Here is a 22,813-nt window from a genome sequence, read left to right on the forward strand (position 1 = left end):
CACATGGCAGTGCATTTCCACGAAGAAGACCTCCCCGCAGGCGTACTCGCCGACGGCCCCGTTGCCGTCGATACCGAAACCATGGGTCTGGTCACGATCCGCGACCGGCTTTGCGTCGTCCAGATCAGCGACGGCAAGGGCGACGAGCACCTTGTCCGGTTCGGCCCCGACAGCAGTTACGATGCGCCGAACCTGAAAGCCGTGCTGGCCGATCCGGCCCGTCTGAAGCTCTTTCATTACGCCCGCTTCGACCTGGCCGCGATCGAGCATTACCTCGGCGTCATGGCGACGCCCTGCTACTGCACCAAGATCGCCAGCAAGCTCATCCGTACCTATACCGACCGCCATGGACTGAAGATGCTGGTCGAGGAACTGCTCGGCGAAAACATCTCCAAGGCCCAGCAGTCGAGCGACTGGGGCGGCCCGGTGCTGAACGATGCGCAGCGTGAATACGCCGCAAGCGATGTTCGCTATCTTCACCGGATGAAGGAAGAACTCGACCGTCGGCTGGAACGCGAAGGGCGCACCGAGATGGCACAGGCCTGCTTCGATTTCCTTCCCACACGCGCGCGGCTGGACGTGGCAGGCTGGGCCGACCACGACATCTTCAGCCATATGTAAGGATAGGCCGGTCAGGCATAACCCATGGTATCGCGGCACCGCAGGATAGAAACGCAGGAAGCGAAAGCGCGCCGCAGCGAGCGCCAGCACTGGGCCGAGCCCGGTGGCTCGCACGATCGCATGGTTGCTTTCCTGTCGCGCGCTCTGCCCATGGGCGTCGGGGTGCTGGCAGCGCTGATGGTGATCACACCGCTCAGTCCGCGCGGTGAAGTCAGCTTCCTGCTCGATCGGAACAAGGTGGCCGTCATCAACGAGCGGCTGCGCGTCGACAATGCGCTTTATCGCGGTGCCGACAACAAGAACCGTCCCTTCTCTCTGACAGCGGGCGATGCGGTCCAGCGCTCCAGCGCCGAAGGCATCGTGCGCATGAACGATGTCGTGGCGCGTCTGCTGCTCGACGAAGGTCCCGCAAGGCTGGTCGCGCAGGGCGGGCAATACAGTATCGATAACGAAATCGTCGCAGTACGCGGGCCGTTGCGCCTGACGGCCGCCGACGGTTACCGCATGGTCGCGCGCGGCGTATCGCTCGATCTTGCGAACAAGCAACTCGTCGGTTCGGGCGGGGTCGACGGCGCCATACCTGCCGGTACCTTCAGCGCCGACCGCCTGAACGCCGATCTGTCGGCACGCACCATTACCCTGACAGGCAATGCGCGCTTGCGCATGGAACCCGGAAAGCTGAGGATGCCCTGATGAAGCCGTTGCTCCCCACCATCGCCCGCTGGGGCATCGGGTCTTTTGCCGTCGCGGCGGCCGCCTTTGCTGGCATCCAGCTTTCGGCGCAGGCGATTGCCGGGCATAATTCCAATGCGCCGGTCAGCTATGCGGCCGACCGCATCGAACTGCAGGACCGTCAGAACCGCGTCGTCCTGTCGGGCAATGTGAAGATCACGCAGGCTGGCCTCAATCTCGATGCGGCGCGCACCATCGTCAATTATACCGATGCCGGTTCGCTGAAAATCCAGCGCATCATGGCTACAGGCGGCGTCCAGGTGACCCGCGGGAACGAGCGCGCGCGCGGCGATACCGCGGTCTATGATTTCAACCGCCGGATCATCACCATGGCGGGCAATGTCCGCCTCAATCGCGGCGGCGATACGCTGAACGGCGGACGGCTGGTCATCGATCTGGCGACCGGCGTATCCAGCGTTGATGGCCGTGCCAGCGGATCGTCCTCGGTCACCGGCCAGGGCCAGTCGGGCGGCCGCGTGACAGGCACGTTCTCGGTCCCCGAAAACTGATACCTGCCGCTTAGCGGGTCCGCGCTGTCGCCACCCTGGCGATGTCCGCCAGGCCCTGCGCCAGCAGCAGTTCGGCCGCCTGGCTGTTGGTCAGCAACTCGCGGTGCAGGGAGACGAGCCGCCGGGTCAGCCGGTCCAGCTTGTCGCCGTGCCGCCACAGCGCCAGTTGCTGCCCGATCTCGCGCTTTTCCTTGAAGAAGATGCCGAGCCGCGCCTCTTCGCCCCGATCCAGATCGCCAAACCCGCGCGAGCCGAGTGCTGCGGCGATCCGCGCCAGCTGCGCCGCACGCCGCTCAAAGGCCAGCAGCACGCCCACCGGATTGAGGCCGAGCTGCTTCATCCGCCCCAGTTCGATCCCGAGCTTGGCGGCCTGCCCCCCCATCACGACATTGACGAGCGAGGCAAAACCATCGTCTTCGCTCGATGCGCCGATGGCATCGAGATCGTCCGCGGTGGCCGTCTGCGGACTTTGCGCGCTGGCATCCAGATAAAGAGCCAGCTTGTCGACTTCGCTCTTGGCCAGTCGGATGTCGAGATTGGCGGCGCGCGCGATCCGTTCCGCCAGATCGCCGCCCAGCCGCACGCCCGCCCCATCCGCCAATGCGCGCACGCTGCGGGTGACGGAGGGCAGATCTGGTGGATAGAACATGGCCACCAGCGCATCCCGGCGCTTTTCGAGCAGCTTGGCGGTGCGCGACTTGTCGGTGGCGGACGTGGCCACGACAATCACCGGACAGGCCTCGCCCGCCCCCGCATCGCTGGTTTCGATCAACACTTTCAGCGCCTCTGCCGCCTCGTCTCCGCTGGCGCGAATCCAGATGTGACGCTTGTCGCCGAAGAGCGAATTGGTGCGCGCTTCATCGCCCAGCTTGGCCGGATCGTTCTTCACCTCGCCGCCGGACATCTCCAGCCGCTCGCCCGGTTCGGGAAGCCACGTGACTAGGTCGTTGGCCGCAGCTGTCGCCCCGGCTTCATCCTGGCCGCAAAAGAAGAAAATCGAACAGCCCTGCGCGGCCGAACGCCCCTTCGCCGCGAAATCGCGGTTCGTCAGCTTCACCGCTGCTTGCGAAGCGCCAGCGCGACGCGCGTCACGATCCGCTGGGCAAGGTCCTGCGAGAGATTTTCAAGCGCCGTCTGTTCGGCGGCGATGACGGCATATTCGCTCGACACCACGTCGATGCCGGCATCCGACCCGTCGGTCGCATCGAGGACGATCTCGCCCGTCGAAAGGTCGGTCAGCTGATAGCGTGCGCGCAAAGTGCGGCGTTCGCGGCTGATCGTATCGTCGCGCAGGATCGCCAACCCTTCGAGCCGGTCGTCCAGGCGGATATCGATCCGGTAGCGCGGCGCGGGATTACCCGCTGCGGCAAAGCGTTCTTCCAGAGCACTGCGCACCAGCCAGCCCGCGCGCCCTTCGATCGGCGCCACTTCGATCGCGGCGAGCGATTGCGCCACCGCACCGCTGCCGCCGCCCGCATACATGGGCGAAAGGCCGCAGGCCGACAGTGTGGCGAGGGCGAGGCTGGCGAGGAGGATACGCATCAGGTGACGATATTCACCAATCTGTCGGGGACCACAATGACCTTGCGCACTTCTGCCCCGTCGAGCGAGCGCTGGACCTTCTCGCTGGCAAGGGCCATGGCTTCGAGATCTTCCTTCGAAGCACCCTTGGGTGCGGTCAGCGTATCGCGCAGTTTGCCCTTGTGCTGAACGGCGATGGTGACTTCATCGTCGACCAGAAGCGTTGGATCGACCGTCGGCCAATCCGCATCGGCGACCAGCCCGGTTTCGCCCAGCGAAGCCCAGGCTTCTTCGGCCAGATGGGGCATCATGGGTGCGACAAGCTGGACCAGCGTGCGGATCGCGGCCGAGCGGCTGGCAGAAGGCTGTGCCTTTTCCACCGCGCCGGTCAGTTCGTAAATCCGCGCCACCGCCTTGTTGAAGCCGAGCGATTCGATATCGCCCGCGACCGCCTGAACGGTCTTGTGCACATGTCGATCAAGCGTTTGATCGGTGCCCTGAACACCTGCATCGAACGCACCGAACAGGCGCCATAGGCGATGGACGAAACGGCTGCAGCCTTCGATCCCGGCTTCGGACCATGGCAGGTCGCGTTCGGGGGGGCTGTCGGACAGCATGAACCAGCGCACGGCATCTGCGCCATAGGTGTCGACGATGGTGTCGGGGTCGACCACGTTCTTCTTCGACTTCGACATCTTGATGACACGGCCGATCTCGACCTCGCCGCCATCGTCCTTCAGCAACGCGCGTTCGGCTTCGCGGCTGATCTCGTCGGGCGCATAATAGACGGTCTTGCCGCCCGTCTTGCGGCTGTAGGTCTCGTGCGTGACCATGCCCTGCGTGAACAGCGAAGCGAAGGGTTCCTTCACATCGATCTGTCCCATGTGGGCCAGCGCGCGGGTCCAGAAGCGGGCGTAGAGCAGGTGCAGGATCGCATGTTCGATGCCGCCGATATACTGTTCGACCGGCAGCCACTTGGCGATCTCGTCCTTGTCGAAGGGCTTGTCCGCGGGCTGGCTGGCAAAGCGCAGGAAATACCACGACGAATCGACGAAAGTGTCGAGCGTGTCCGTTTCGCGCTCCGCCTTACCGCCGCATTTGGGGCAGTCGACATGCTTCCATGTCGGATGGCGCAGCAGCGGGTTGCCCGGCGTCTGGAAATCGACATCCTCGGGCAGGGTGATCGGCAGGCTGTCCTTAGGCGCGGGCACCACGCCGCATGTGTCGCAATGGATGAAGGGGATCGGCGTGCCCCAGTACCGCTGGCGCGATACGCCCCAGTCGCGCAGGCGCCATACGGTCTTGCCCTGACCGCGGCCCTGCTGTTCTATCCGGGCGATGATTTCGCGCTTGGCATCTTCGACCGCCATCCCGTCGAGGAAGTCGGAGTTGACGAGCACGCCTTCCCCCGCCTCGGCCTCGCCCGCGAAGGGCTTGCCGGCATCTTCGACGCTGGCAGCGACCACGCGCGGGATCGGCAGGCCGTATTTGGTCGCGAATTCGAAGTCGCGCTGGTCGTGGCCCGGCACCGCCATGATCGCGCCCGTGCCGTAATCCATCAGCACGAAGTTCGCGATATAGACCGGCAGGTCCGCGCCGGTGAACGGATGCTTCGCGGTGATACCCGTGTCGAAACCGAGCTTTTCCGCGGTTTCCAGTTCGGCGGCAGTCGTGCCGCCCTTCTTGCACAGGGCGATGAATTCGCGTGCCTCGTCGCTGTCCAGCGACTGCGCCACAGGATGATCGGCCGCAACGGCGACGAAACTGGCGCCGAAGATCGTGTCGGGCCGCGTCGTATAGACCGGCAGTCTCTCGCCGTTCGACAGGTCGAAGCTGAATTCCAGCCCCTTGGACTTCCCGATCCAGTTTTCCTGCATCAGCCGGACCTTGTCGGGCCAGTTTTCGAGGCCGTCCAACCCTTCGAGCAGTTCTTCGGCAAAGTCGGTGATCTTGAGGAACCACTGCGCCAGCTTGCGCTTCTCGACCTCGGCGCCGCTGCGCCAGCCCTTGCCGTCGATCACCTGTTCATTGGCCAGAACGGTCATTTCGACCGGGTCCCAGTTGACCTCGCTCTCCTTGCGATAGACGAGGCCCGCTTCGTAGAGGTCGATGAACAGCGCCTGCTCGTGGCCGTAATAATCCGGCTCGCAGGTGGCCAGCTCGCGGCTCCAGTCGAGCGCGAAGCCCAGCCGCTTCAGCTGCGCTTTCATGTGTTCGATGTTGGCGCGGGTCCAGCCGCCCGGGTGGACGCCCTTTTCCATCGCCGCGTTTTCGGCCGGCATGCCAAAGGCGTCCCAGCCCATCGGGTGCAGTACTTCGTGCCCGACCGCCTTCTTGTAGCGCGCCAGCACGTCGCCCATCGTGTAATTGCGCACGTGGCCGATGTGGATGCGCCCTGAAGGATAGGGGAACATCTCGAGCACGTAGCTCTTGGGCTTGGCGGAATTGCTGTCGGCGCGGAAGGTCTGCGCCTGGTCCCACGCATTTTGCCAGCGCGCATCGGCGCTGGCCGGATCGAAACGGGTATCGCTGCTCATAGGCAGCCGCGTTTACGGATTTTGCCGGCTATTGGAAGGCGCTTTTCAGGCCAGCGCCCGCCAATGCCTGCTCAGGTCAGCCCATCGCTTCGCGGCGCAGTTCGCGGGCCTTCGTCAGGATGACGTCTTCCAGCTTCTGCACGGTTGCGGCCTGCACCGGCGCATCGACCCATGTCCCGCCCTGATTGACCTGGCGGCTTGCTGCAACGCGCAGGGCATCGGCACGCAGATCCGAATCGAGGATGGTGACGGTCATCTTCACCCGTTCGCCCGGATTGCTGGGGTTGGCGTACCAGTCGGTCACGATCACGCCGCCATTGCTGTCGGACTGCAGCAGCGGTGCGAAGCTGACCGCATCGAGCGCGGCGCGCCAGAGATAGGAGTTCACGCCGATGGTGGTGACCTGTGAGGCTGCGACGTCGGCCCGCGGCCGTTCGCGCCCGCCACCGCATGCCGCGAGGCCAAACGTGGCTGCGATCGCAACGGCGAAGGTTGCGGGGCGGCGGATGTTTGCGAAAGCGCTCATGTCGGTCCTTGGTATCCTGCAGGTTTCTTGGCTCTATAATGCCTGCACGCCTCGGAGCAAGGCAAACGGGCCAGCGGCCCACACAGTCTCCAGCGCGTGAATATGGCCTTAATTCATTGCCCGGGAACAAGTTAGGGTTCGCGTGCTTGTGGAAACTGGGCAACACTTTCTGTCAATTACCACCAGGGTTTGTGGAAAAGCTGGCCAAGGCATGGGCGAGTGGTAGGATGTTTGCCGGAGTAGAGGGAATCGCCTGCGCCTTTAATGCAGGAGTCAGGGACCGTTCAGCGGATTTCTGGCTTACTGGTGCAGCAACATAGGAAAAGAAATTCGGTGGCACATTCGGTCAAAAACCAGAGCAAGGCGCGGTTCGTACCCGCGGCGCTGGTTGCTGCCGGTCTGGCCCTTTCCATTCCCGCTGCCGGCCTTGCCGTCGTTCAGACCAGCGCTGCCGCGGAACTTCCCGAAGACATCGCCTACCTGCCCTTCACCCCGGCCAAGATCGATCCGCAGCTTGCTGCGCGCGTCGCTGCCGTGATGGGGGAAAAGGGTCTTCGCTTCACCCCGGCCAGCAAGCCGGGACTGAGCAAGGACCGCACCGTCACCGTGGCCGTCCGGGTGGACGATGCAACGGCCCGCGCGATTTCGATCCGCAGCGGCATCGATTCGGTCGGCACCGCCGGTAACCGCGAACGCGTTCTTGCGGTCAACCCGACCAGTTACAACCTCGGCGTCGCCCGCGGTTACCAGAGCTTCTCGCAGCCCACGCAGCCCAAGACCGTTTCGGTCGGCCTGCGCGACATGGGCATGCCCGATCTGGCCGCCTTTGCACCCGACAAGAGCGAAAAGGCCGACAAGCCGAGTCGCTTCAATTCGCGCGTCGCGATCAACCGGGAAGACAGCGGCACCCGTTCGCTGCGCACGCCCGACGGCCTGCCCGGCCAGAGCGTGGATCTCAGCACATCCTATCGCGTGATCGGCAACGTCAACGTGACGGCTGGCGTTCGCCTGTCGAAGGATAACAACCGCCTTGCCCCGCTGACCGATGGGGTCGAAGACGATCAGGCCGTTTACGTCGGCACCCGCGTCAACTTCTAGGCACTACCGGAAAATACGTCTGCATCCTCGCCCGTCTGGGCGAAAGGACTTGGCGCGTCGTGCATCCCTCGCTTAAGTCGTGGCAACGCTACGGAAAGCTTGGGAGAAAGATCATGACACGTGTGGCCATCGTTACCGGGGGCACGCGCGGAATCGGCCGCGCCATCTGCGAACGCCTGCGCGACGAGCGCGAATTCACCGTCATCGCCAATTATGCGGGCAATGACGATGCGGCGCGCAAATTCACCGATGAAACCGGCATTGCGACGATCAAGTTCGACGTCGGCGATTTCGACGCGGTGCAGGATGCCTGCGGCAAGGTGGCGGAAGAACACGGCCCGATCGACGTCGTCGTCAACAATGCCGGCATCACCCGTGACGGCACGCTGCTAAAAATGAGCTACGAAGACTGGGACGCCGTGATGCGAACCAATCTGGGCGGCTGTTTCAATCTCGCCAAGGCGACCTTTTCGGGCATGAAGGAACGCGGCTGGGGCCGGATCGTCAACATCGGTTCGATCAACGGGCAGGCGGGCCAGTATGGCCAGGTCAATTATGCCGCCGCGAAGAGCGGCATCCACGGCTTCACCAAAGCACTGGCGCAGGAAGGCGCGCGTTTCGGCATCACCGTCAACGCCATCGCCCCGGGCTATATCGACACCGACATGGTCGCCGCCGTGCCCGAACCGGTGTTGGAAAAGATCGTCGCCAAGATCCCCGTCGGCCGGCTCGGCAAAGCGAGCGAAATCGCCCGCGGCGTCAGCTTCCTATGTTCCGACCATGCCGAATTCGTCACTGGTTCGACCATGAGCATCAACGGTGGCCAGCACATGTATTGATCGGCGGGAGGGCGGATCGCGCAAGGCATCCGCCCTCTCCCATCACGACACGTAAATGCCTGCGACTTTCCACGCGCCATCCTCGCGCACCAGCGAGATCGTTTCGACCACGCCTGTGCGATTGGCAAAATCCGTGTGGAACTTCACGATGGTGATGCCCTGCGGCGACGGCACATCGTCCTGCCCGATATATTCGCGCGACAGCGTCTTCCCGAGGCCGGACTGGACCTTTTCCGCCGTATCGCTCCAGAGCTTCAGCGTGTTGGCTTTGCGAAACGAGGATGCTGTGGCGGCAAAGCTCGCCTCCCAGTCGCCCGCATCGAGCAACGCAAGCCAGGCCCGCGCGGCGCTTTCGACCTCGGCATCGCTGGGTGACGATTGGGTTGTCCCTGTAGATGTGTCGTTCTGGACGACCGCGGGGACGAGAAACAATGCGGCTGCGGCAAGGGTAAGCATGATGATGACTCCTGCAAGGATCGGACGGCGGGCGGGCATGCCTGCCGTTGCCCCGCCATCGTCATCGCTTTGCCGGGCCCCCGCATCCCCCAAATCTCTGGATACAGGTTTTTCGGGGGCCACCCCTTCGCGTTCCAGCACCAGCCGGGCCGCCTCGCGGCTGCTGGTGACTTCCAGCTTGCGGCGCGCGGCGCGCAGGCGTTCGTTGATCGTATGGACCGACAGCGCCAGTTCGCTCGCCGCGGATTTCGCATCGTGCCCGCGCACCATCAGGCGCAGGGTCTGCTTTTCCTTGTCGGTGAGTTCGTCATAGCCGTCAGCCATGCCTGAAACCTAGGCGCGGCACGGTTCACCGCACACCCCAAAAAAATCGTATCGGGCCCGGCCCCGGCGATGTAAGGGGCCGCCGCTTATGGAAATGCCCCCGTACCATCCGCCGAAAAAATACTCCGTCCGGATCGACGGCCACCGCACGTCGATCAGTCTCGAGCCCATGTTCTGGGAGATGCTGACCGCAGCGGCTGCCGCGCGCAACCAGTCGATCAACGCGCTGGTCGCCCAGATCGATGCCGAGCGGATCCGCGCCGCGACGCCGCCGGGCCTTGCCGGGGCAATTCGCATCTGGCTGGTTACACATGAAAGGGGCGGCTGGATCGCTCCAACCGCCCCTTAGGACTCTCGTCCTCTCCAACTGGAGCAAACGGGTCAGTAATTGGCCGGCGGATCGCTGGCGGGGAAGCTCTGGTCGCTTTCCTCGTCAGCCTGCGTCCATTTGCGGCCCGAACTGTCGCGCATGGATTCCGGACCAGCGTCGCGCACCGAGGCGTTGCCCTGGTTGCCGGAAAAGGCCGGCTGCGATTTGTTCTTTTCGTAATAGCGATAGCCGGCATATCCGAGCCCGCCGAGGGTCAAAAGCTTGAGTAGCATGACAAAACTCCTTTGTTGCTGACCCAACGCCCGTCATCGCGGAAAGGTCCGCACCCGCTGCCTCAATCGTCGCCAACCCGTTCGATATCCGCGCCGACAAGCTGGAGCTTCTCTTCCAGCCGCTCGTAACCGCGGTCGAGGTGGTAGAGCCGCCGCACCGTGGTCTCGCCTTCTGCAGCAAGCCCCGCGATGACCAGGCTCATCGAGGCGCGCAGATCGGTCGCCATGACTTCGGCGCCGGTGAGGTCGACCGGCCCGCGCACGATTGCCGTGCGGCCTTCGGTTTCGATGTCCGCCCCCATGCGCGCCAGTTCGGGCACATGCATGAAGCGGTTTTCGAAAATCGTTTCCTTCAGCACGCTGGTGCCTTCGGCCCGGGTCAGCAGGCTCATCAGCTGCGCCTGCATGTCGGTGGCAAGGCCGGGGAATGGCGCGGTGGTGAGGTTGTGCGCCTTCAGCGGCCCACTGGCGCGCACATCGATCCCCTTCTTGTCGCTCTCGATCTCGACGCCGATATTGCGCAGCGCGTGGAGGGTGGAGCCCATGTCTTCCGCTTCCGCGCCTTCCAGCCGCACGTCGCCGCCGGTGATCGCCGCAGCGCAGGCATAGGAGCCTGCCTCGATCCGGTCCGGCATCACGCGATAGGTCGCACCGTGCAGCCGCTTGGCGCCGTGAATCGTCAGTTCGGACGTGCCGATACCTTCGATCTCCGCACCCATGGCGGTGAGCAACCGGCACAGATCGACGATTTCCGGTTCGCGCGCGGCATTGATCAGCCTGCTGGTGCCGTTGCACAGCACCGCCGCCATCAGCGCATTTTCCGTCGCGCCGACCGACACGATGGGGAAATCGAAATCGCCGCCGGGCAGGCCGCCGTCGGGGGCGCTCGCCTTCACGTAACCCTGCGCCAGTTCGATATGCGCGCCGAAGGCCTCCAGCGCCTTCAGATGCAGATCGATCGGACGGTTGCCGATCGCGCAGCCGCCGGGCAGCGACACGGTCGCCTCGCCCATGCGCGCCAGCATCGGGCCGAGCACGAGGATGGAGGCGCGCATCTTGCGCACCAGTTCGTATGGCGCGACGGTGCCGGTCAGCCGCGTCGCTTCCAGCGTGACCACGCGACCGAAATCTTCCGGTCGCTGGCCCTGGATCGTGTGCGCCACGCCGAACTGGCCCATCAGGTGCTGGAACCCGTCGATATCCGCCAGCCGCGGCAGATTGCGCAGCGTCACCGGCTCTTCGGTCAGCAGCGCGCAGGGAATCAGGGTGAGCGCGGCATTCTTCGCGCCCGAAATCGGGATGGTACCGGAAAGGCGATTGCCGCCGCGAATGATCAGTTTGTCCATGCCGCTTCCTTAGAGAAGGCAGCGCCGCTGGCAAGCGTCACGCCGCTGTCGCATCACGGCAGCGGGCCAGGAGCGCGCATGCCGCATAACCTATGTCGATTGACCCGATACCGCTGGCGACTTACCCCCTGCAGCCATGAACCAGCACAAGCCGATCAAGAAAGCCGTCTTTCCCGTCGCCGGGCTGGGCACGCGCTTCCTCCCCGCGACCAAGGCGATCCCCAAGGAACTGCTGCCCATCGTCGACCGCCCGCTGATCCAGTATGCGGTGGACGAAGCGCGCGAGGCGGGGATCGAACAGATCATCTTCGTTACCGGCCGCGGGAAGACCGCGATCGTCGAACATTTCGACATCGCCTACGAACTCGAACACACGATGCGCGAACGCGGCAAGGACCTCTCGGTGCTGGAGCCGACCCGGGCGACGCCGGGCGACATCATAACCGTGCGCCAGCAGGTGCCGCTCGGCCTCGGCCATGCCATCTGGTGCGCCCGCGCCATCGTGGGCGACGAACCCTTCGCCATCCTGCTGCCGGACGAGCTTATGGTGGCGCAGAAGGGCGGCGGGACCGGCTGCATGAAACAGATGGTCGATGCCTATAACGAAGTCGGCGGCAACCTCATCTCGGTGCTGGAAGTGCCGCAGGAAGCCGTCTCCAGCTACGGCGTCATCGCGCCCGGCGAGGTGAAGAGCGAGACGCTGACCGAAGTCACCGGTCTCGTCGAAAAGCCCCCGGTGGCCGAAGCGCCGAGCAACAAGATCGTTTCGGGCCGGTACATCCTCCAGCCCGAAGTCATGCGCCTGCTGGAAGACCAGGAAAAGGGCGCGGGCGGTGAAATCCAGTTGACCGACGCCATGGCCCGGATGATCGGCAACCAGCCCTTCCACGCCGCGACCTTCGCCGGCCGCCGCTTCGACTGCGGCAGCAAGACCGGCTTCGTCGAAGCAACCCTGGCCCTCGCCATGGAACGCGAAGACATGGGCGCGGAAGTACGCGCGATGGCGGAGCGGTTGCTGAGCGAGTAAAAGGGCAAAGAAGGGGGCGCCGCGGCGCCCCCTTGCTCCCTTCTAGCTGGCTTTTTTACTCAACCTCGGCGTCGTCCTTGGCGGAAGCCTTCTCCGGCTTCGCCTTGCCCTGCGGCTTAGTCGTCTCTTCTGCCGGTTCATCCTGCACTTCGGCGAGACGAAGCGACGTTTCGGCTGCTGCGGGACCCTTCACGAGATTGTCCAAGGACGAACCGTCGAGGCCCAGTTCCTTCATCAGGCCGTCTAGCACGGGCGCCTGCGCCCGATAGGCAAGCGCTGCGCTCACCGCATCGCTTGCAAGGTTGCCCGAACCGTTTCCGGTGGTCGACGTCCCGCTCTTGCCATTGCCGTTGGTCAGCCCGTCCACCTGAACGATCTTGATCGAATCGATCGCTTCCATAGGCTTTGCGCTTTCGCGGATGACTTCGGGCAGCACGTTCAGCAGCGCCAGCTTGGTCTGCAGGCTGATCTGGTCGGACGACAGGAGGTTGGCCGCCTCGTTGATCGCCCTTTGACCGGCAGCTTCGACCTCGAAACGCACGCGGGCGGCTTCGGCGCGCAGCTTTTCGGCCTCGGCCTCGCCTTCCGCTTCGCGGCGGGCGGCCTCGGCGCGGTTGGATGCAGCATCCTTTTCGGCTTCGGCATCGACGCGGATCTTGATGGCGTCGCGTTCGGCCTGCTTCGACGCTTCGATCAGTTCGATCTTCTTCTGGCGCTCGGCGATCTCGCTTTCGCGTGAGGTAGCGACCTGTTCTTCCGCGGCCACCGCCTTGGCGCGGGCCTCGTCGGCGTCGGCCTTGGCCTGGCTTTCCTCGCGGCTCTTGTTCTGAACGGCGATCTGCTGCTCCTGTCGCGCGATCTCGAGCGCGCGCTGCTGGTCGATCCGCGCTTCCTCGACAAGCCGGTCGGCTTCGATCTGCTGGGCATCGACCTGCTTCTTCGCTTCGATCCGCGCAGCATCCGCCTCGCGGTTGCGTTCGGCCTGTTCGCGGGCGATCTCGGCCGATTGCGCCGCGCGCCGGACCTCGACTTCACGCTCCTGCTCCAGCCGCGCATATTCCTGATCGCGGCTGATCTCGAACGAGCGCTGGCTCGCCTCGAGGTTCTTGGTTTCCATCTGGACGCGGGTGTCCTGCTCGATATCGTTGCGCAGTTTCTTGCGCGCTTCGATCTGCTCGGTCAGCTTGGTCAGGCCTTCCGCGTCGAAGGCGTTGTTGGCGTTGAAATGTTCGATGCTGGTCTGGTCCAGCCCGGTTAGCGAAACCGATTCCAGTTCGAGCCCGTTCATGGCGAGATCGTTGGAACTCGCCTGTTGCACCTTCTGGACGAAGTCGGCGCGCTGCTCGTGCAATTCGTTCATGGTCATGCCGGCGGCGACAGAGCGCAGGGCGTCGACGAACTTGCCTTCGACCAGATCCTTCAGCGCCTCGGGCACCATGGTGCGCTGTCCCAGCGTCTGCGCGGCCATGGCGATCGCGCCTGCATCGGGCCGCACGCGGACATAGAATTCAGCCTTCACGTCGATACGAAGGCGGTCCAGCGTAATGAGCGCTTCGGTGTCGCGCCGTACCACGGCCAGCACCACGGTGTTCATGTTGACCGGCATCGTTTCGTGGAACACCGGCAGCACCAGCGCGCCGCCGTTCATCACGACTTTTTCCCCGCCCACGCCCGTGCGCACGAAAGCGACTTCTTTCGAAGCGCGGCGGTACAGCCGTGCAATTGTCAGCCCGACGACCAGAATGAATACGACGACCGCACCAACCGGTACCGCCAGTTCTACAAGATTATTCAATTACCCCTCCTTGAAGAAATCAATCGGGCGACAGGCGGCGCTCGGCCAGCGCTGTCGCGTAAAAACTGCCGCCTTCGCGGCGAACCAGCAATACTTCGTCCCCGGCGTGCATCTCACTGGCCGTTTCGTGCGGTTCGACCATGACGTGATGCGGATGGCCGTAGTGATCGCGAACCTGCGCGCGGGCGGGCGATCCGCTGCGCGCAGTTCCATCGGTGATCCGTGCTCGCCGACCCAACAATGCATCGAGAGAGACTGCAGTCGTCTCATCGCGCGGCAAGATTGCCCCGAGCGGTCGCGCCAGAACTCCGGTAACGGGTGATGCGGCAATGCCCGCCATGACTGCAGCGAGCCAGCGGTCCAGCGGCGCTCCGAGCAGGCTGTCGGCCAGCGCCTGACCACCTACGCCGATACCGGCGAACAGCAGCAGAAAAAGTGCGAGCCAGATTGTTAGGGGGACCCGCCCGATACCGAGGAGGGTGAAAATGCCATCTATCGGCCCGGAAGAAATCGCGGCATCGCCATCGATATCGGCGTCCACATCCGCCCCGCCAAAGACATCGCCAAGACCTACCAACTGGATCGCCGCCAGCGCCAGCATCACCGCCAGCGCGACGGCGAAGGGCAGGTTATGCGGCTCGAAGATGGTCATCCCCCTGTCCCCCTGATGGCGATGCTCGTTTCTGTCCTTTTTACGGTGCTTTAGGCGTAGCAACCGGGCTCGCTCAGCGATAGCAAATTCGCGGCGCGGATGCAGCGTACCGCAAGAAGGTGGTGGATTTCCTACAAGCGCTTGGCCTGCTAGCTTCGCGGCGGCTCTTTCCTACCGTCCATCACCCGCGGCCGCGCCCAGTCTGCCAGGCCGCAAGTTTACACGTACGCGTCGCAAGCCGACATTTCGCCTGCGCAAGCCGACATCCGGTTCGCACAAGCTGACGCCGTTTCTGCGCAAGCCAACGCCTTTCCGCGCAAGCTGACGCGATCTTGCGTAAACCGACAGGTTTTTGCCCCTGGACTGTGTAACACCCGGTCCATGTCTCGGCCCATCGCGGCGCGAAGCGGAACAGCTGCCGGGCGAATCAGGCCGGGGTGAAGCGCAGCGGCAGGGTCTTCAGCCCGCCGACGAAGGTCGATCTGCTGCGCGCCGGTTCGCCTGCCAGTTCGACCGTCTCGATCCGGTCGAGCAGCGTCTCGAACAGGATGCGCATTTCCAGCCGGGCGAGGTGGAGGCCGAGGCACTGGTGTGCGCCCGCCCCGAAGGCGAGGTGCCGGTTGGGGCTGCGCGCGGCATCGAAGCGGCGCGGGTTCTCGAAATGCGCCGGGTCGTGATTGGCGGCGACATAGTTCATCATCAGCCAGTCGCCTTTGGCGATGGGCTGGCCGCCGACCTCGGTATCCTCGGCGGCAGTGCGCATGAAATGCTGGACCGGCGTGGTCCAGCGGATCGCCTCTTCGACGATACCCGGCAGCAGGCTGCGATCGGCGCGCACCCGGGCCCATTGCTCCGGATCGCGCGCCAGGGCGAGCATGGCGCCTGCCGTACTGGCACTGGTCGTATCGTGCCCCGCGGCGGCCAGGATGATGTAATAGCCCATCATGTCGCGGTCGTTCAGCGGCTCGCCGTCGATCACCGCATTGGCGATGGTGCTGGCAACATCCGCGGTTGGGCTGGCCCGGCGTTCTGCCGTGAGCTTGGCGAAATAGGCTTCGAAGTCCTTGACCGCGCCTGCCACCAGTTGCGTAATCGCCTCGGGCGGCAGGTCCTTCATGCCGGACTGGTTGAGATCCTCGTCGCTGCCGCCGAACATCTGCTGGGTCAGCATCAGCATGCGCGGCTCGTCTTCCTCCGGCACGCCGAGGATCTGCATCACCACATGCAGCGGATAGGGCGCGGCCACCGTCTTGACGAAGTCGGCTTCCCCGCCGCCTGCCAGCAGGCGGTCGACCGCTGCGTGCGCGATGGCACGAATCTCGTCTTCGACCGTGCGCAGGTTCTTGGGCATGAACCATTCCTGCGTCAGCTTGCGGTATTTCATGTGGATCGGCGCATCGAAGGTCACCAGGCTGGCAACCATATGCTCGCTCCCGCCGCTGAACGCCTTGGCGAATTCGATGCCCTCGGTCAGGCTGAAGACCACGGTATGCGGGTTGTTGAGGAAGGTGGCATTGTCCTTCGACATGCGCATGACGTCGTCATAGCGGGTGACCAGCCAGAACGGCGGATGGACGCCGCCGTCCTCTGGCTCGACCCAGGCGACGGGTGTTTCGGCGCGGAGGCGGTCGAAGGTATCGAGCAGTCCGTCCCACTCGGCATAGCTGGACGGGTCGATGACCTGGCGGGCGGTAGCCGGGTCCAGCCGGGGCCTCCTTTCCTGCGTGGCCATCAGGCCTGCTCCGTCTCGATCTCCGCCTTGGCGAGATATTCATCGCGCAACTCGCGCTTGTAGAGCTTGCCGTTCGCCTCGCGCGGCAGTTGCGGGCGGAAGTCGAACTGTTTGGGCATCTTGATCTTGGACAGGCTGGGCGCCAGAAAATCGCGCAGTTCCGCCTCCAGCGCGTCGCCCGCGGCCTCCATGTCCATCGGCTGAATCACCGCCACCACCTTCTCGCCGAAATCGGGACAGGGCGCGCCGATCACCGCGGCATCCATCACCTTGTCATGGGTGACGAGCAGGTTCTCGATCTCCTGCGGATAGATGTTCACCCCGCCCGAAATGATCATGTGGCTCTTGCGGTCGGTCAGGTAGAGATAGCCGTCAGGATCGAGATGCCCGATGTCGCCCAGCGTCATCCAGCCCTTTGGATGCATCGCCTCGCGCGTCTTGTCGGGATCGTTGTGATAGGTCGGGATATTCTCGTTCTCGAAGAACAGCAGCCCATCCTGCCCGGCCGGTACTTCCTCGCCATCGGGATTGCAGACATGCAGCGTGCCATGGATCGCCTTGCCCACGCTGCCGGGATGGTCCAGCCAGTCCTCGGCCTTGATCAGCGTCATGCCGATCCCTTCCGACCCGGCGTAATATTCGTTGATGATCGGGCCCCACCATTCGATCATCTCGCGCTTGATCGGAACGGGGCACGGCGCGGCGGCGTGGAGTGCGCGCTTGTGGCTGGACAGGTCGTAGCGGGTGCGAAGTTCGGGATCGAGCTTGAGCATCCGGACGAAATGCGTGGGCACCCACTGGCTGTCGGTCACGCGGTATTGCTCGATCGTGGCGAGCGCGAGTTCGGGATCGAATTTCTCCATCACCACCACGGTGCCGCCCAGGCGCTGCGCGGTCGTGCACCAGCCAAGCGGCGCGGCATGATAGAGCGGCGCGGGGGAGAGATAGACCATGCTGCCGTCTGCCGGCATGCCCGCCCCCATGACTGCCAGCCCGACCAGCGGATTGACGCCCTGGATGTCCTCATCCACTGGCGGCGCAGGCTTCACCCCCTTGGGCCTTCCGGTCGTGCCGGAGGAATAGAGCATGTACTGGCCCGGCGCCTGATCCGCGATCGGCTCCGCGGGCTGCGCTGCAAGGGCCGCATCGTAATCCTCATCGCCTTCGCCGCCGACAATCAGCAGCGGCAGATCGGCGCAATCGCCGCGGATGCCCTCGATCACATCGGCGAACCTGCGGGTCGTCAGCAGGAATTTGGCGTTCGCATCCTTCAGAATATAGCAGATCTCGGGCGCGGTCAGCCGGGTGGAAATCGGCACCATCATCGTGCCCGCACGCTGCGAACCCCAGACGACCTGCAGATAGTGGGAGTTATTCTCCATCAACACGGCAAAGTGATCGCCGCGCTGCAAGCCCCGCGACCGCAGCAGTTGCGCAAAGCGATTGGCGTAATTGTCCATCTGGCCGAATGTTACGGTCTCGCCGCTGGGGGCCATGATGATGGCGGGATGGTCCGGGCGCGTCTGCGCATGGGCGATGGGGTGCATTGGCTTGCTTTCTCCTCTCCGGTGGCCCCCTTCTCGACGAGGGGACTCTTCCAGTTTCGAGAAGAAACCTACCTAACCCATCCGCACGGGCAAGAAAAAAGGCGGCAGGATCGCTCCCGCCGCCCTTTTGCGAAGCCCGAAGGCCCGAAAATCAGTTGTCGTCGCCGTCGCCCTGGCCACCCGTGCCCGTCGCCAGAGCGAATGCACGCTGGGCTTCCGATTCGACCATGTAGGGAACCGGGTTCACGGCCTGGCCGTCGACGCGGACTTCATAGTGAAGGTGAGGGCCGGTCGAACGACCGGTCGAGCCGACATAGCCGATGATGTCGCCCTTCTTGATGCGGGTGCCGGCCTTTACAGCGATATCCGACATATGTGCGAAGCAGGTCTGCAGGTTCGCACCGTGTTCGATCGAAACATATTTGCCGTAGCTGGAGAACCATTCGGCCTTGCTGACATAGCCATCGGCGGTAGCATAGATCGGTGTGCCGACGGGTGCGGCCAGATCGACGCCCTTGTGATTGCGACGTCCGCCCAGAACCGGGTGGGTGCGCATTCCGTAATCGCTGGTCAGCTTGGTGTTATCGAGCGGCATGCGCGAGGGAACCGAAACGCTGGTCGCTGCCGGAGTAGCGCGATCCAGATTGTCCCATTGTGCGAACAGCTGCTTGAACTGGGCATCTTCGCCGGTCTGGGTAGGAGCAGCCACCTTGCTCATGTCGATCGCACCGACTGCAGCAGCGGTGTTGGTTTCCTGCGCCTGAGCCGGAGCTGCTGCGATGCCGAAACTGGCCACTACTGCGAGAGCAAGCGTATTGCGCTTGGTGATCATGCTAACCCGTCCATCTGGCGCTTTGCGCGCCTTTCGATCCTGAGTGAACCCGACGTCCCGTGTCGAACCCACCTTTTAAGTCACTGCCGGAACCCCCCGGCGTCTCGTGAGTTCGAGTTATCGGTGAAAAGGTTAATCAGGCAATACCCGCGTAATAGTCGCGCGGCAGGCCGCCTGCGAAACGCGCTGAGTCGTTAAACGGCGGCTTCAAACCACCCGCGAAATGCATTCCGACCAGATTTTGCCATGTTTTCTGCGGGTTCTGCGCGCGCATTTCGCAGATCGCATGAAAGTGCTTTGACCCTGCGGCAACGTGACGAATTTCATCGTCAAGGATTCGTTCGAGAATTTTCGCCCCGTTTTCATCACCTTGCGCGCGAACCCTTGCCAATGTGGCCGGTGTGACGTCCAGACCGCGCGCCTCGAGCACCATGGGAACGATCGCCAGCCTCGCCGCAACATCGTGAGCGGTGTCCTGAGCCGCGCTCCACAGCCCGTCGTGCGCAGGCAACGCCCCGTAGGACCACCCCAGCGAATCAAGTTTTCGGGACAGCAGCGCGAAATGCATCGCCTCGTCGGCAGCAACTTCGAGGAAGTCCGAAACGAAGTCGGGACCCATCGCTTCACCGAAGCGGCCGGCCATATCCAGCGCGAGATCGATAGCGACGAATTCGATATGGGCGAGCGCGTGCCACAAGGCGGCACGATTGCGTTCCGACCCCATCTTCCCACGACGGGGCATGGCGCCCGGTGCCAGAAGTTCCAGACGATCAGGCCATTCCGGACGATCCGGCATTGTAACCTCGAACACGAAATCCAGCCGTCCGAGCCGCCAGTCGCGCGCCACCTGGCGGGCGGCGAAGACCTTGGCCTTCGCCTCGCCCGTGAGCAGCGCATCGCGAATGGCACTGGCGACGGATCGGCGCGGTCCCGTCATGCCTTGGTTGCAGCCTCCAGCACCTCTTCGGCGTGCCCCTTGACCTTCACCTTTGGCCAAACGCGCAGGATCCGGCCGTCTCCACCGATAAGAAAGGTCGACCGGACCATGCCCATATAGGTCTTCCCGTACATCTGTTTCTCGGTCCAGACACCCAACTCGTCCGACAGCCCGCCGTCTGCCGCATCGGTCGCAAGATCGACGGCCAGATCATGTTTGGCGATGAAGTTCTGATGCTTCTTGGCCGAATCCTTGCTGACCCCGAGGAGGGATACGTCCGCCTTGTCGAATGCCGCCTTGAGAGCGGAAAAATCCTTGGCTTCGGTGGTGCAGCCCGGTGTGTTGTCCTTCGGATAGAAGAAGATCACTGCCTTTTTGCCGGACAGGTCAGCCTTGGTGACGGTACCGCCGTCCGGCGTTTCCATCTCGAATTCGGGAAAGGCATCGCCTTCGCCGTAGGTCGTCGTCATTCGTCTATCTCCAGGGTTTCACCGTATATGTTCCGCCACGCCGCCGCGACATCACGGCGTGCCTCATGTAGACGCTGTATCAGCTCGTCATAATCCTCGCACCCGCTCTGCCGGGCGAGCAAGGCGGCTGCCGCAGACTTGGGCTTTTCGAGATCGGGCGCGAGCAGACGCGTCCCCACCAGCAGGCGTGTCATCAGACTGTGCGCTTCGGCGATCGTCCCGGGTAAGCGGCCCGTCTCGATCAACTGGCTTATCGCCTCGTCCAGATGCGGCGTCAGTGCTTCGCGATGCCGCAGCTGGAGGAGGTGGACGAGAAACTCGATATCGACCAGGCCGCCCCGTAACAGCTTGGCGTCAAGCGACCCGCGCGCCTGCTTGTGGGCCGCCATTTCAGTGCGCATTTTCAGGGCATCGTCACGCAGGGCATCACCGGCCCGTTCGCCGCGAAGAATGGACGTCACGACGTCACCGACCTGCTGGCGGGCAGCGTCGCTACCGACGAGCACCCGGGCACGCGTCAGCGCCATGTGTTCCCACGTCCAGGCATCCTCGCGCTGATACCGCGCAAAACTCTCCACGCTTACCGCCAATGGCCCCTGATTGCCCTGGGGGCGCAGCCGGGTGTCCACCTCGTAGAGCGCGCCCTGCGCAGTCGGGACACTGAGCGCTGCCGTGACTCGCTGGGCAAGCCGGTTGAAATACAGCGTTGCGCCAAGCGGCCGCTCCCCATCGGATTCGCCCTCGTGCGTACCTGTAAAAAGATAGATGATGTCGAGATCCGAAGCGTGCGTCAGCGCACCACCCCCCAGCCGCCCGAGGCCCACCACCACCAGTTCGCTGCCAGCGATGCGTCCGTGCTTTAACGCAAACTCGCTTTCGGCCGCATCGACTGCAACCTGAAGGGCTGCTTCCGCCGTGCGCGACAGGCCCGCGGCGATATCCAGCGGGTCATGCGCCGTTTCGATCAGCTGGACCCCCAGCGCAAACCGCGTCTCGCTGGTGACGACGCGCAGCCGGTCGAGCCGCGTTTCGTAATCATCCCCACGCTCGCGCCTTCCCATCCGGGCGACGATGTCATTCACACTGCCCGGCAGATCGAGAGCTGTCCGGTCGATCAGGGCATCGAGCAGGTTCGGTCGCCGGGCAAGTTCGTCCGCCAGAGGCGGCGCCAGCGTGAGACAATCGGCAAGCAGGGCGAACAATCCTGGCCGCGCCTCGAGCAGGCGGAACAGGTTTATGGCGCTCGGCAATCGGGAGATAAGACCCTCCCAGCGCACGACGGCTGCATCGGGATCTGGCGATCCGGAAATCGACGCGATCAGATCCGGACGGATGGCTTCGAAAGCGCCGAGAGCCGCGGTGCTGCGCAGCGCCTGATATTTCCCGTCGGTCCAACCCGCGATCCGATCGACCAATTCTGCTGGCACATCGCCTTCGGCCGCATCGCCTGCCAGAACGTGCGGCGCGCTAGCCGGTACGGAAATCCTGTCCTCATCGAGAAGTGCGTCGAAACGCTCGGCGACCGGTCGCGCAAGATCCTGCACATGCTTCACCAGCGCTGCGCCGTCAGCCAGACCATGCAGCTGCGCCACATTGTCCAGCGCATCACCTGCGGGAAGCGAATGCGTCTGTTTGTCGCCGACCATCTGCAGGCGGTGCTCGATCGTTCGCAGGCCGTCGTAACTTTCGCCGAGCGCCCTCGCGTCTTCCTCGCCGATCCGGCCGGTGGCAGCCAGCGCATCCAGTGCCGCCCGCGTGCCTCGCGATCTGAGGGAGGGGTCGCGTCCACCGTGGATCAGCTGATGGGTCTGGGCGAAGAACTCGATCTCGCGGATGCCGCCGCGACCCAGCTTCAAATTGTAGCCGGGCTCCGGAACGCTGGGACCGCTGTGCTGATCGCGAATGCGGTGGGTCAGCCGGCGGACTTCATCGATCGCACCGAAATCAAGGCTCCTGCGCCAGACGAATGGCCTGATATGATCGAGAAACTCTTCGCCGGCTGCAATGTCGCCGGCACAGGCGCGTGCGCGAATGAAAGCCGCCCGCTCCCACGCCAGTGCCGAGCTTTCGTAATGGGTGATGGCGGCGTTCAGCGGAATGGCAAGCGGGCTCACTTCCGATGCGGGGCGCAGGCGCAGATCGACCCGGAAAACGTACCCCTCGCTCGTCACATCTGACAGCAATCGCACGACTTCGCGGGCGTACCGCTGGGCCGCCTCTCCCGGCTCGTCGCGTTCGCGCCGTGGCAGCTTCTCGGGATCGTAAAGCAGGATGGGGTCGATGTCGGAGGAATAGTTAAGCTCGCCAGCCCCGTGCTTGCCGAGCGCCAACCCTATCATTCCCGACGGTTCGGCGTCCGGAACACGACTGTTCATGGCGGTGTTCAGCGCCCGATCAAGCGCTCGATCCGCAAAGGTCGACAATTCCCGCATGACCTTGTCGAGGTCGAACGCCCCGGCCAGATCGCCGATCGCAAGCACCAGGGCCAGGCCGAGCCGTTCGTCGCGCAGCGCGCTTGCCGCACTGCCTTCCCTTACTCGCTTGGCAGCGCGCAGGGCCGCCTCGCCATCCCCCTGGGCCAGCAACTCGGCCAGTTCGGGCCGACGCTCGAGCGCGCGCGCGAGGAATGGTGCATGGGCAAGGGCGCGGTCCAGCGCTGAGGTCCAGTCGACAGCCATCGCCTGTCCCCTGCCTCCCCGCGACGCACGG

General features: G+C 64.0%; 22 protein-coding genes. 7 read left to right on the forward strand and 15 right to left on the reverse strand.

What is annotated here, in order from left to right; genetic code table 11:
- Window positions 1–3: 3 nt before the first annotated feature.
- The 3 genes from K3177_RS01580 to K3177_RS01590 are packed head-to-tail and all read left to right on the forward strand — an operon-like array spanning window position 4 to window position 1,862.
- Complete coding sequence (locus K3177_RS01580) at window positions 4–621, forward strand: ribonuclease D (protein WP_196847145.1); 618 nt, start codon at window positions 4–6, stop codon at window positions 619–621.
- Window positions 622–645: 24 nt separating this feature from the next.
- The gene (locus K3177_RS01585) at window positions 646–1,314 is read left to right on the forward strand and encodes an LPS export ABC transporter periplasmic protein LptC (protein ID WP_221596586.1); all 669 of its coding nucleotides are present in this window, start codon (window positions 646–648) and stop codon (window positions 1,312–1,314) included.
- Window positions 1,314–1,862 carry an LptA/OstA family protein gene (locus K3177_RS01590; RefSeq protein WP_221596588.1) on the forward strand — a complete coding sequence of 183 codons (549 nt, stop codon included), beginning with the start codon at window positions 1,314–1,316 and terminating at the stop codon, window positions 1,860–1,862. Before K3177_RS01585 ends, K3177_RS01590 begins: the two co-directional genes overlap by 1 nt.
- A gap of 10 nt (window positions 1,863–1,872) precedes the next feature.
- Here the strand turns inward: K3177_RS01590 and holA are convergent, their stop codons facing one another.
- From holA to K3177_RS01610, 4 genes are all read right to left on the reverse strand, one after another.
- Entirely contained in the window at window positions 1,873–2,919 is a 1,047-nt protein-coding gene (gene holA / locus K3177_RS01595) for a DNA polymerase III subunit delta (protein ID WP_221596590.1), read from the reverse strand.
- On the reverse strand, window positions 2,916–3,404 hold the full coding sequence (lptE, locus tag K3177_RS01600; RefSeq protein WP_221596592.1) for an LPS assembly lipoprotein LptE: 489 nt from the start codon (window positions 3,402–3,404) through the stop codon (window positions 2,916–2,918). Before lptE ends, holA begins: the two co-directional genes overlap by 4 nt.
- Complete coding sequence (leuS, locus tag K3177_RS01605) at window positions 3,404–5,920, reverse strand: leucine--tRNA ligase (protein WP_221596594.1); 2,517 nt, start codon at window positions 5,918–5,920, stop codon at window positions 3,404–3,406. The genes lptE and leuS overlap by 1 nt, the downstream gene beginning before the upstream one ends.
- Window positions 5,921–5,996: 76 nt before the next feature.
- Complete coding sequence (locus K3177_RS01610; RefSeq protein WP_221596596.1) at window positions 5,997–6,446, reverse strand: DUF3576 domain-containing protein; 450 nt, start codon at window positions 6,444–6,446, stop codon at window positions 5,997–5,999.
- Window positions 6,447–6,779: 333 nt separating this feature from the next.
- On the opposite strand from K3177_RS01610, the gene K3177_RS01615 reads away from it, so the two are divergent.
- Window positions 6,780–7,544: a hypothetical protein gene (locus tag K3177_RS01615; protein WP_301643216.1), complete on the forward strand. Its 765-nt coding sequence runs from the start codon at window positions 6,780–6,782 to the stop codon at window positions 7,542–7,544.
- Window positions 7,545–7,657: 113 nt separating this feature from the next.
- Window positions 7,658–8,383 carry an acetoacetyl-CoA reductase gene (gene phbB / locus K3177_RS01620; protein ID WP_103023952.1) on the forward strand — a complete coding sequence of 242 codons (726 nt, stop codon included), beginning with the start codon at window positions 7,658–7,660 and terminating at the stop codon, window positions 8,381–8,383.
- Window positions 8,384–8,425: 42 nt separating this feature from the next.
- Here the strand turns inward: phbB and K3177_RS01625 are convergent, their stop codons facing one another.
- Window positions 8,426–9,163 carry a helix-turn-helix domain-containing protein gene (locus K3177_RS01625; protein ID WP_221596598.1) on the reverse strand — a complete coding sequence of 246 codons (738 nt, stop codon included), beginning with the start codon at window positions 9,161–9,163 and terminating at the stop codon, window positions 8,426–8,428.
- Between the two features lie 88 nt (window positions 9,164–9,251).
- Between K3177_RS01625 and K3177_RS01630 the strand changes: the two genes are divergently transcribed.
- On the forward strand, window positions 9,252–9,512 hold the full coding sequence (locus K3177_RS01630; protein ID WP_420493660.1) for a ribbon-helix-helix domain-containing protein: 261 nt from the start codon (window positions 9,252–9,254) through the stop codon (window positions 9,510–9,512).
- A gap of 32 nt (window positions 9,513–9,544) precedes the next feature.
- Here the strand turns inward: K3177_RS01630 and K3177_RS01635 are convergent, their stop codons facing one another.
- Both K3177_RS01635 and murA read right to left on the reverse strand, forming a co-directional pair.
- Window positions 9,545–9,766 (reverse strand): hypothetical protein, encoded by a 222-nt coding sequence (locus K3177_RS01635; RefSeq protein ID WP_103023950.1) that lies wholly within the window; start codon window positions 9,764–9,766, stop codon window positions 9,545–9,547.
- Between the two features lie 62 nt (window positions 9,767–9,828).
- Window positions 9,829–11,112 (reverse strand): UDP-N-acetylglucosamine 1-carboxyvinyltransferase, encoded by a 1,284-nt coding sequence (gene murA, locus K3177_RS01640; protein WP_221596599.1) that lies wholly within the window; start codon window positions 11,110–11,112, stop codon window positions 9,829–9,831.
- A 136-nt stretch (window positions 11,113–11,248) separates the two neighbouring features.
- Between murA and galU the strand changes: the two genes are divergently transcribed.
- Complete coding sequence (gene galU, locus K3177_RS01645; RefSeq protein ID WP_221596602.1) at window positions 11,249–12,139, forward strand: UTP--glucose-1-phosphate uridylyltransferase GalU; 891 nt, start codon at window positions 11,249–11,251, stop codon at window positions 12,137–12,139.
- 55 nt (window positions 12,140–12,194) lie between these two features.
- Here the strand turns inward: galU and K3177_RS01650 are convergent, their stop codons facing one another.
- From K3177_RS01650 to glnE, 8 genes are all read right to left on the reverse strand, one after another.
- Window positions 12,195–13,883 carry a flotillin domain-containing protein gene (locus K3177_RS01650; protein WP_475609441.1) on the reverse strand — a complete coding sequence of 563 codons (1,689 nt, stop codon included), beginning with the start codon at window positions 13,881–13,883 and terminating at the stop codon, window positions 12,195–12,197.
- 70 nt (window positions 13,884–13,953) lie between these two features.
- Window positions 13,954–14,586: an OB-fold-containig protein gene (locus tag K3177_RS01655; protein WP_221596606.1), complete on the reverse strand. Its 633-nt coding sequence runs from the start codon at window positions 14,584–14,586 to the stop codon at window positions 13,954–13,956.
- Between the two features lie 427 nt (window positions 14,587–15,013).
- Complete coding sequence (locus K3177_RS01660) at window positions 15,014–16,318, reverse strand: cytochrome P450 (RefSeq protein WP_221596608.1); 1,305 nt, start codon at window positions 16,316–16,318, stop codon at window positions 15,014–15,016.
- The gene (locus K3177_RS01665; protein ID WP_221596610.1) at window positions 16,318–17,865 is read right to left on the reverse strand and encodes an acyl-CoA synthetase; all 1,548 of its coding nucleotides are present in this window, start codon (window positions 17,863–17,865) and stop codon (window positions 16,318–16,320) included. Before K3177_RS01665 ends, K3177_RS01660 begins: the two co-directional genes overlap by 1 nt.
- 151 nt (window positions 17,866–18,016) lie before the next feature.
- On the reverse strand, window positions 18,017–18,697 hold the full coding sequence (locus K3177_RS01670) for a M23 family metallopeptidase (protein ID WP_221596612.1): 681 nt from the start codon (window positions 18,695–18,697) through the stop codon (window positions 18,017–18,019).
- A 136-nt stretch (window positions 18,698–18,833) separates the two neighbouring features.
- The gene (locus K3177_RS01675) at window positions 18,834–19,634 is read right to left on the reverse strand and encodes a ferritin-like domain-containing protein (RefSeq protein ID WP_221596614.1); all 801 of its coding nucleotides are present in this window, start codon (window positions 19,632–19,634) and stop codon (window positions 18,834–18,836) included.
- On the reverse strand, window positions 19,631–20,104 hold the full coding sequence (locus tag K3177_RS01680) for a peroxiredoxin (protein ID WP_221596615.1): 474 nt from the start codon (window positions 20,102–20,104) through the stop codon (window positions 19,631–19,633). Before K3177_RS01680 ends, K3177_RS01675 begins: the two co-directional genes overlap by 4 nt.
- Entirely contained in the window at window positions 20,101–22,782 is a 2,682-nt protein-coding gene (glnE, locus tag K3177_RS01685; RefSeq protein WP_221596616.1) for a bifunctional [glutamate--ammonia ligase]-adenylyl-L-tyrosine phosphorylase/[glutamate--ammonia-ligase] adenylyltransferase, read from the reverse strand. Before glnE ends, K3177_RS01680 begins: the two co-directional genes overlap by 4 nt.
- Between the last annotated feature and the right edge of the window lie 31 nt (window positions 22,783–22,813).

It is taken from the genome of Qipengyuania pacifica, assembly GCF_019711555.1.
GTDB classification, from domain to species: domain Bacteria; phylum Pseudomonadota; class Alphaproteobacteria; order Sphingomonadales; family Sphingomonadaceae; genus Qipengyuania; species Qipengyuania pacifica.

Coding starts and splice junctions, on each gene's coding strand:
- K3177_RS01670 (WP_221596612.1), bottom strand. CDS start 18,697: ATGATCACCAAGCGCAATACGCTTGCTCTCGCAGTAGTGGCCAGTTTC.
- K3177_RS01585 (WP_221596586.1), top strand. CDS start 646: ATGGTATCGCGGCACCGCAGGATAGAAACGCAGGAAGCGAAAGCGCGC.
- phbB (WP_103023952.1), top strand. CDS start 7,658: ATGACACGTGTGGCCATCGTTACCGGGGGCACGCGCGGAATCGGCCGC.
- galU (WP_221596602.1), top strand. CDS start 11,249: ATGAACCAGCACAAGCCGATCAAGAAAGCCGTCTTTCCCGTCGCCGGG.
- K3177_RS01665 (WP_221596610.1), bottom strand. CDS start 17,865: ATGCACCCCATCGCCCATGCGCAGACGCGCCCGGACCATCCCGCCATC.
- K3177_RS01675 (WP_221596614.1), bottom strand. CDS start 19,634: ATGACGGGACCGCGCCGATCCGTCGCCAGTGCCATTCGCGATGCGCTG.
- K3177_RS01660 (WP_221596608.1), bottom strand. CDS start 16,318: ATGGCCACGCAGGAAAGGAGGCCCCGGCTGGACCCGGCTACCGCCCGC.
- leuS (WP_221596594.1), bottom strand. CDS start 5,920: ATGAGCAGCGATACCCGTTTCGATCCGGCCAGCGCCGATGCGCGCTGG.
- lptE (WP_221596592.1), bottom strand. CDS start 3,404: ATGCGTATCCTCCTCGCCAGCCTCGCCCTCGCCACACTGTCGGCCTGC.
- murA (WP_221596599.1), bottom strand. CDS start 11,112: ATGGACAAACTGATCATTCGCGGCGGCAATCGCCTTTCCGGTACCATC.
- K3177_RS01625 (WP_221596598.1), bottom strand. CDS start 9,163: ATGGCTGACGGCTATGACGAACTCACCGACAAGGAAAAGCAGACCCTG.
- K3177_RS01590 (WP_221596588.1), top strand. CDS start 1,314: ATGAAGCCGTTGCTCCCCACCATCGCCCGCTGGGGCATCGGGTCTTTT.
- K3177_RS01630 (WP_420493660.1), top strand. CDS start 9,252: ATGGAAATGCCCCCGTACCATCCGCCGAAAAAATACTCCGTCCGGATC.
- K3177_RS01655 (WP_221596606.1), bottom strand. CDS start 14,586: ATGACCATCTTCGAGCCGCATAACCTGCCCTTCGCCGTCGCGCTGGCG.
- K3177_RS01610 (WP_221596596.1), bottom strand. CDS start 6,446: ATGAGCGCTTTCGCAAACATCCGCCGCCCCGCAACCTTCGCCGTTGCG.
- K3177_RS01635 (WP_103023950.1), bottom strand. CDS start 9,766: ATGCTACTCAAGCTTTTGACCCTCGGCGGGCTCGGATATGCCGGCTAT.
- glnE (WP_221596616.1), bottom strand. CDS start 22,782: ATGGCTGTCGACTGGACCTCAGCGCTGGACCGCGCCCTTGCCCATGCA.
- K3177_RS01580 (WP_196847145.1), top strand. CDS start 4: ATGGCAGTGCATTTCCACGAAGAAGACCTCCCCGCAGGCGTACTCGCC.
- K3177_RS01680 (WP_221596615.1), bottom strand. CDS start 20,104: ATGACGACGACCTACGGCGAAGGCGATGCCTTTCCCGAATTCGAGATG.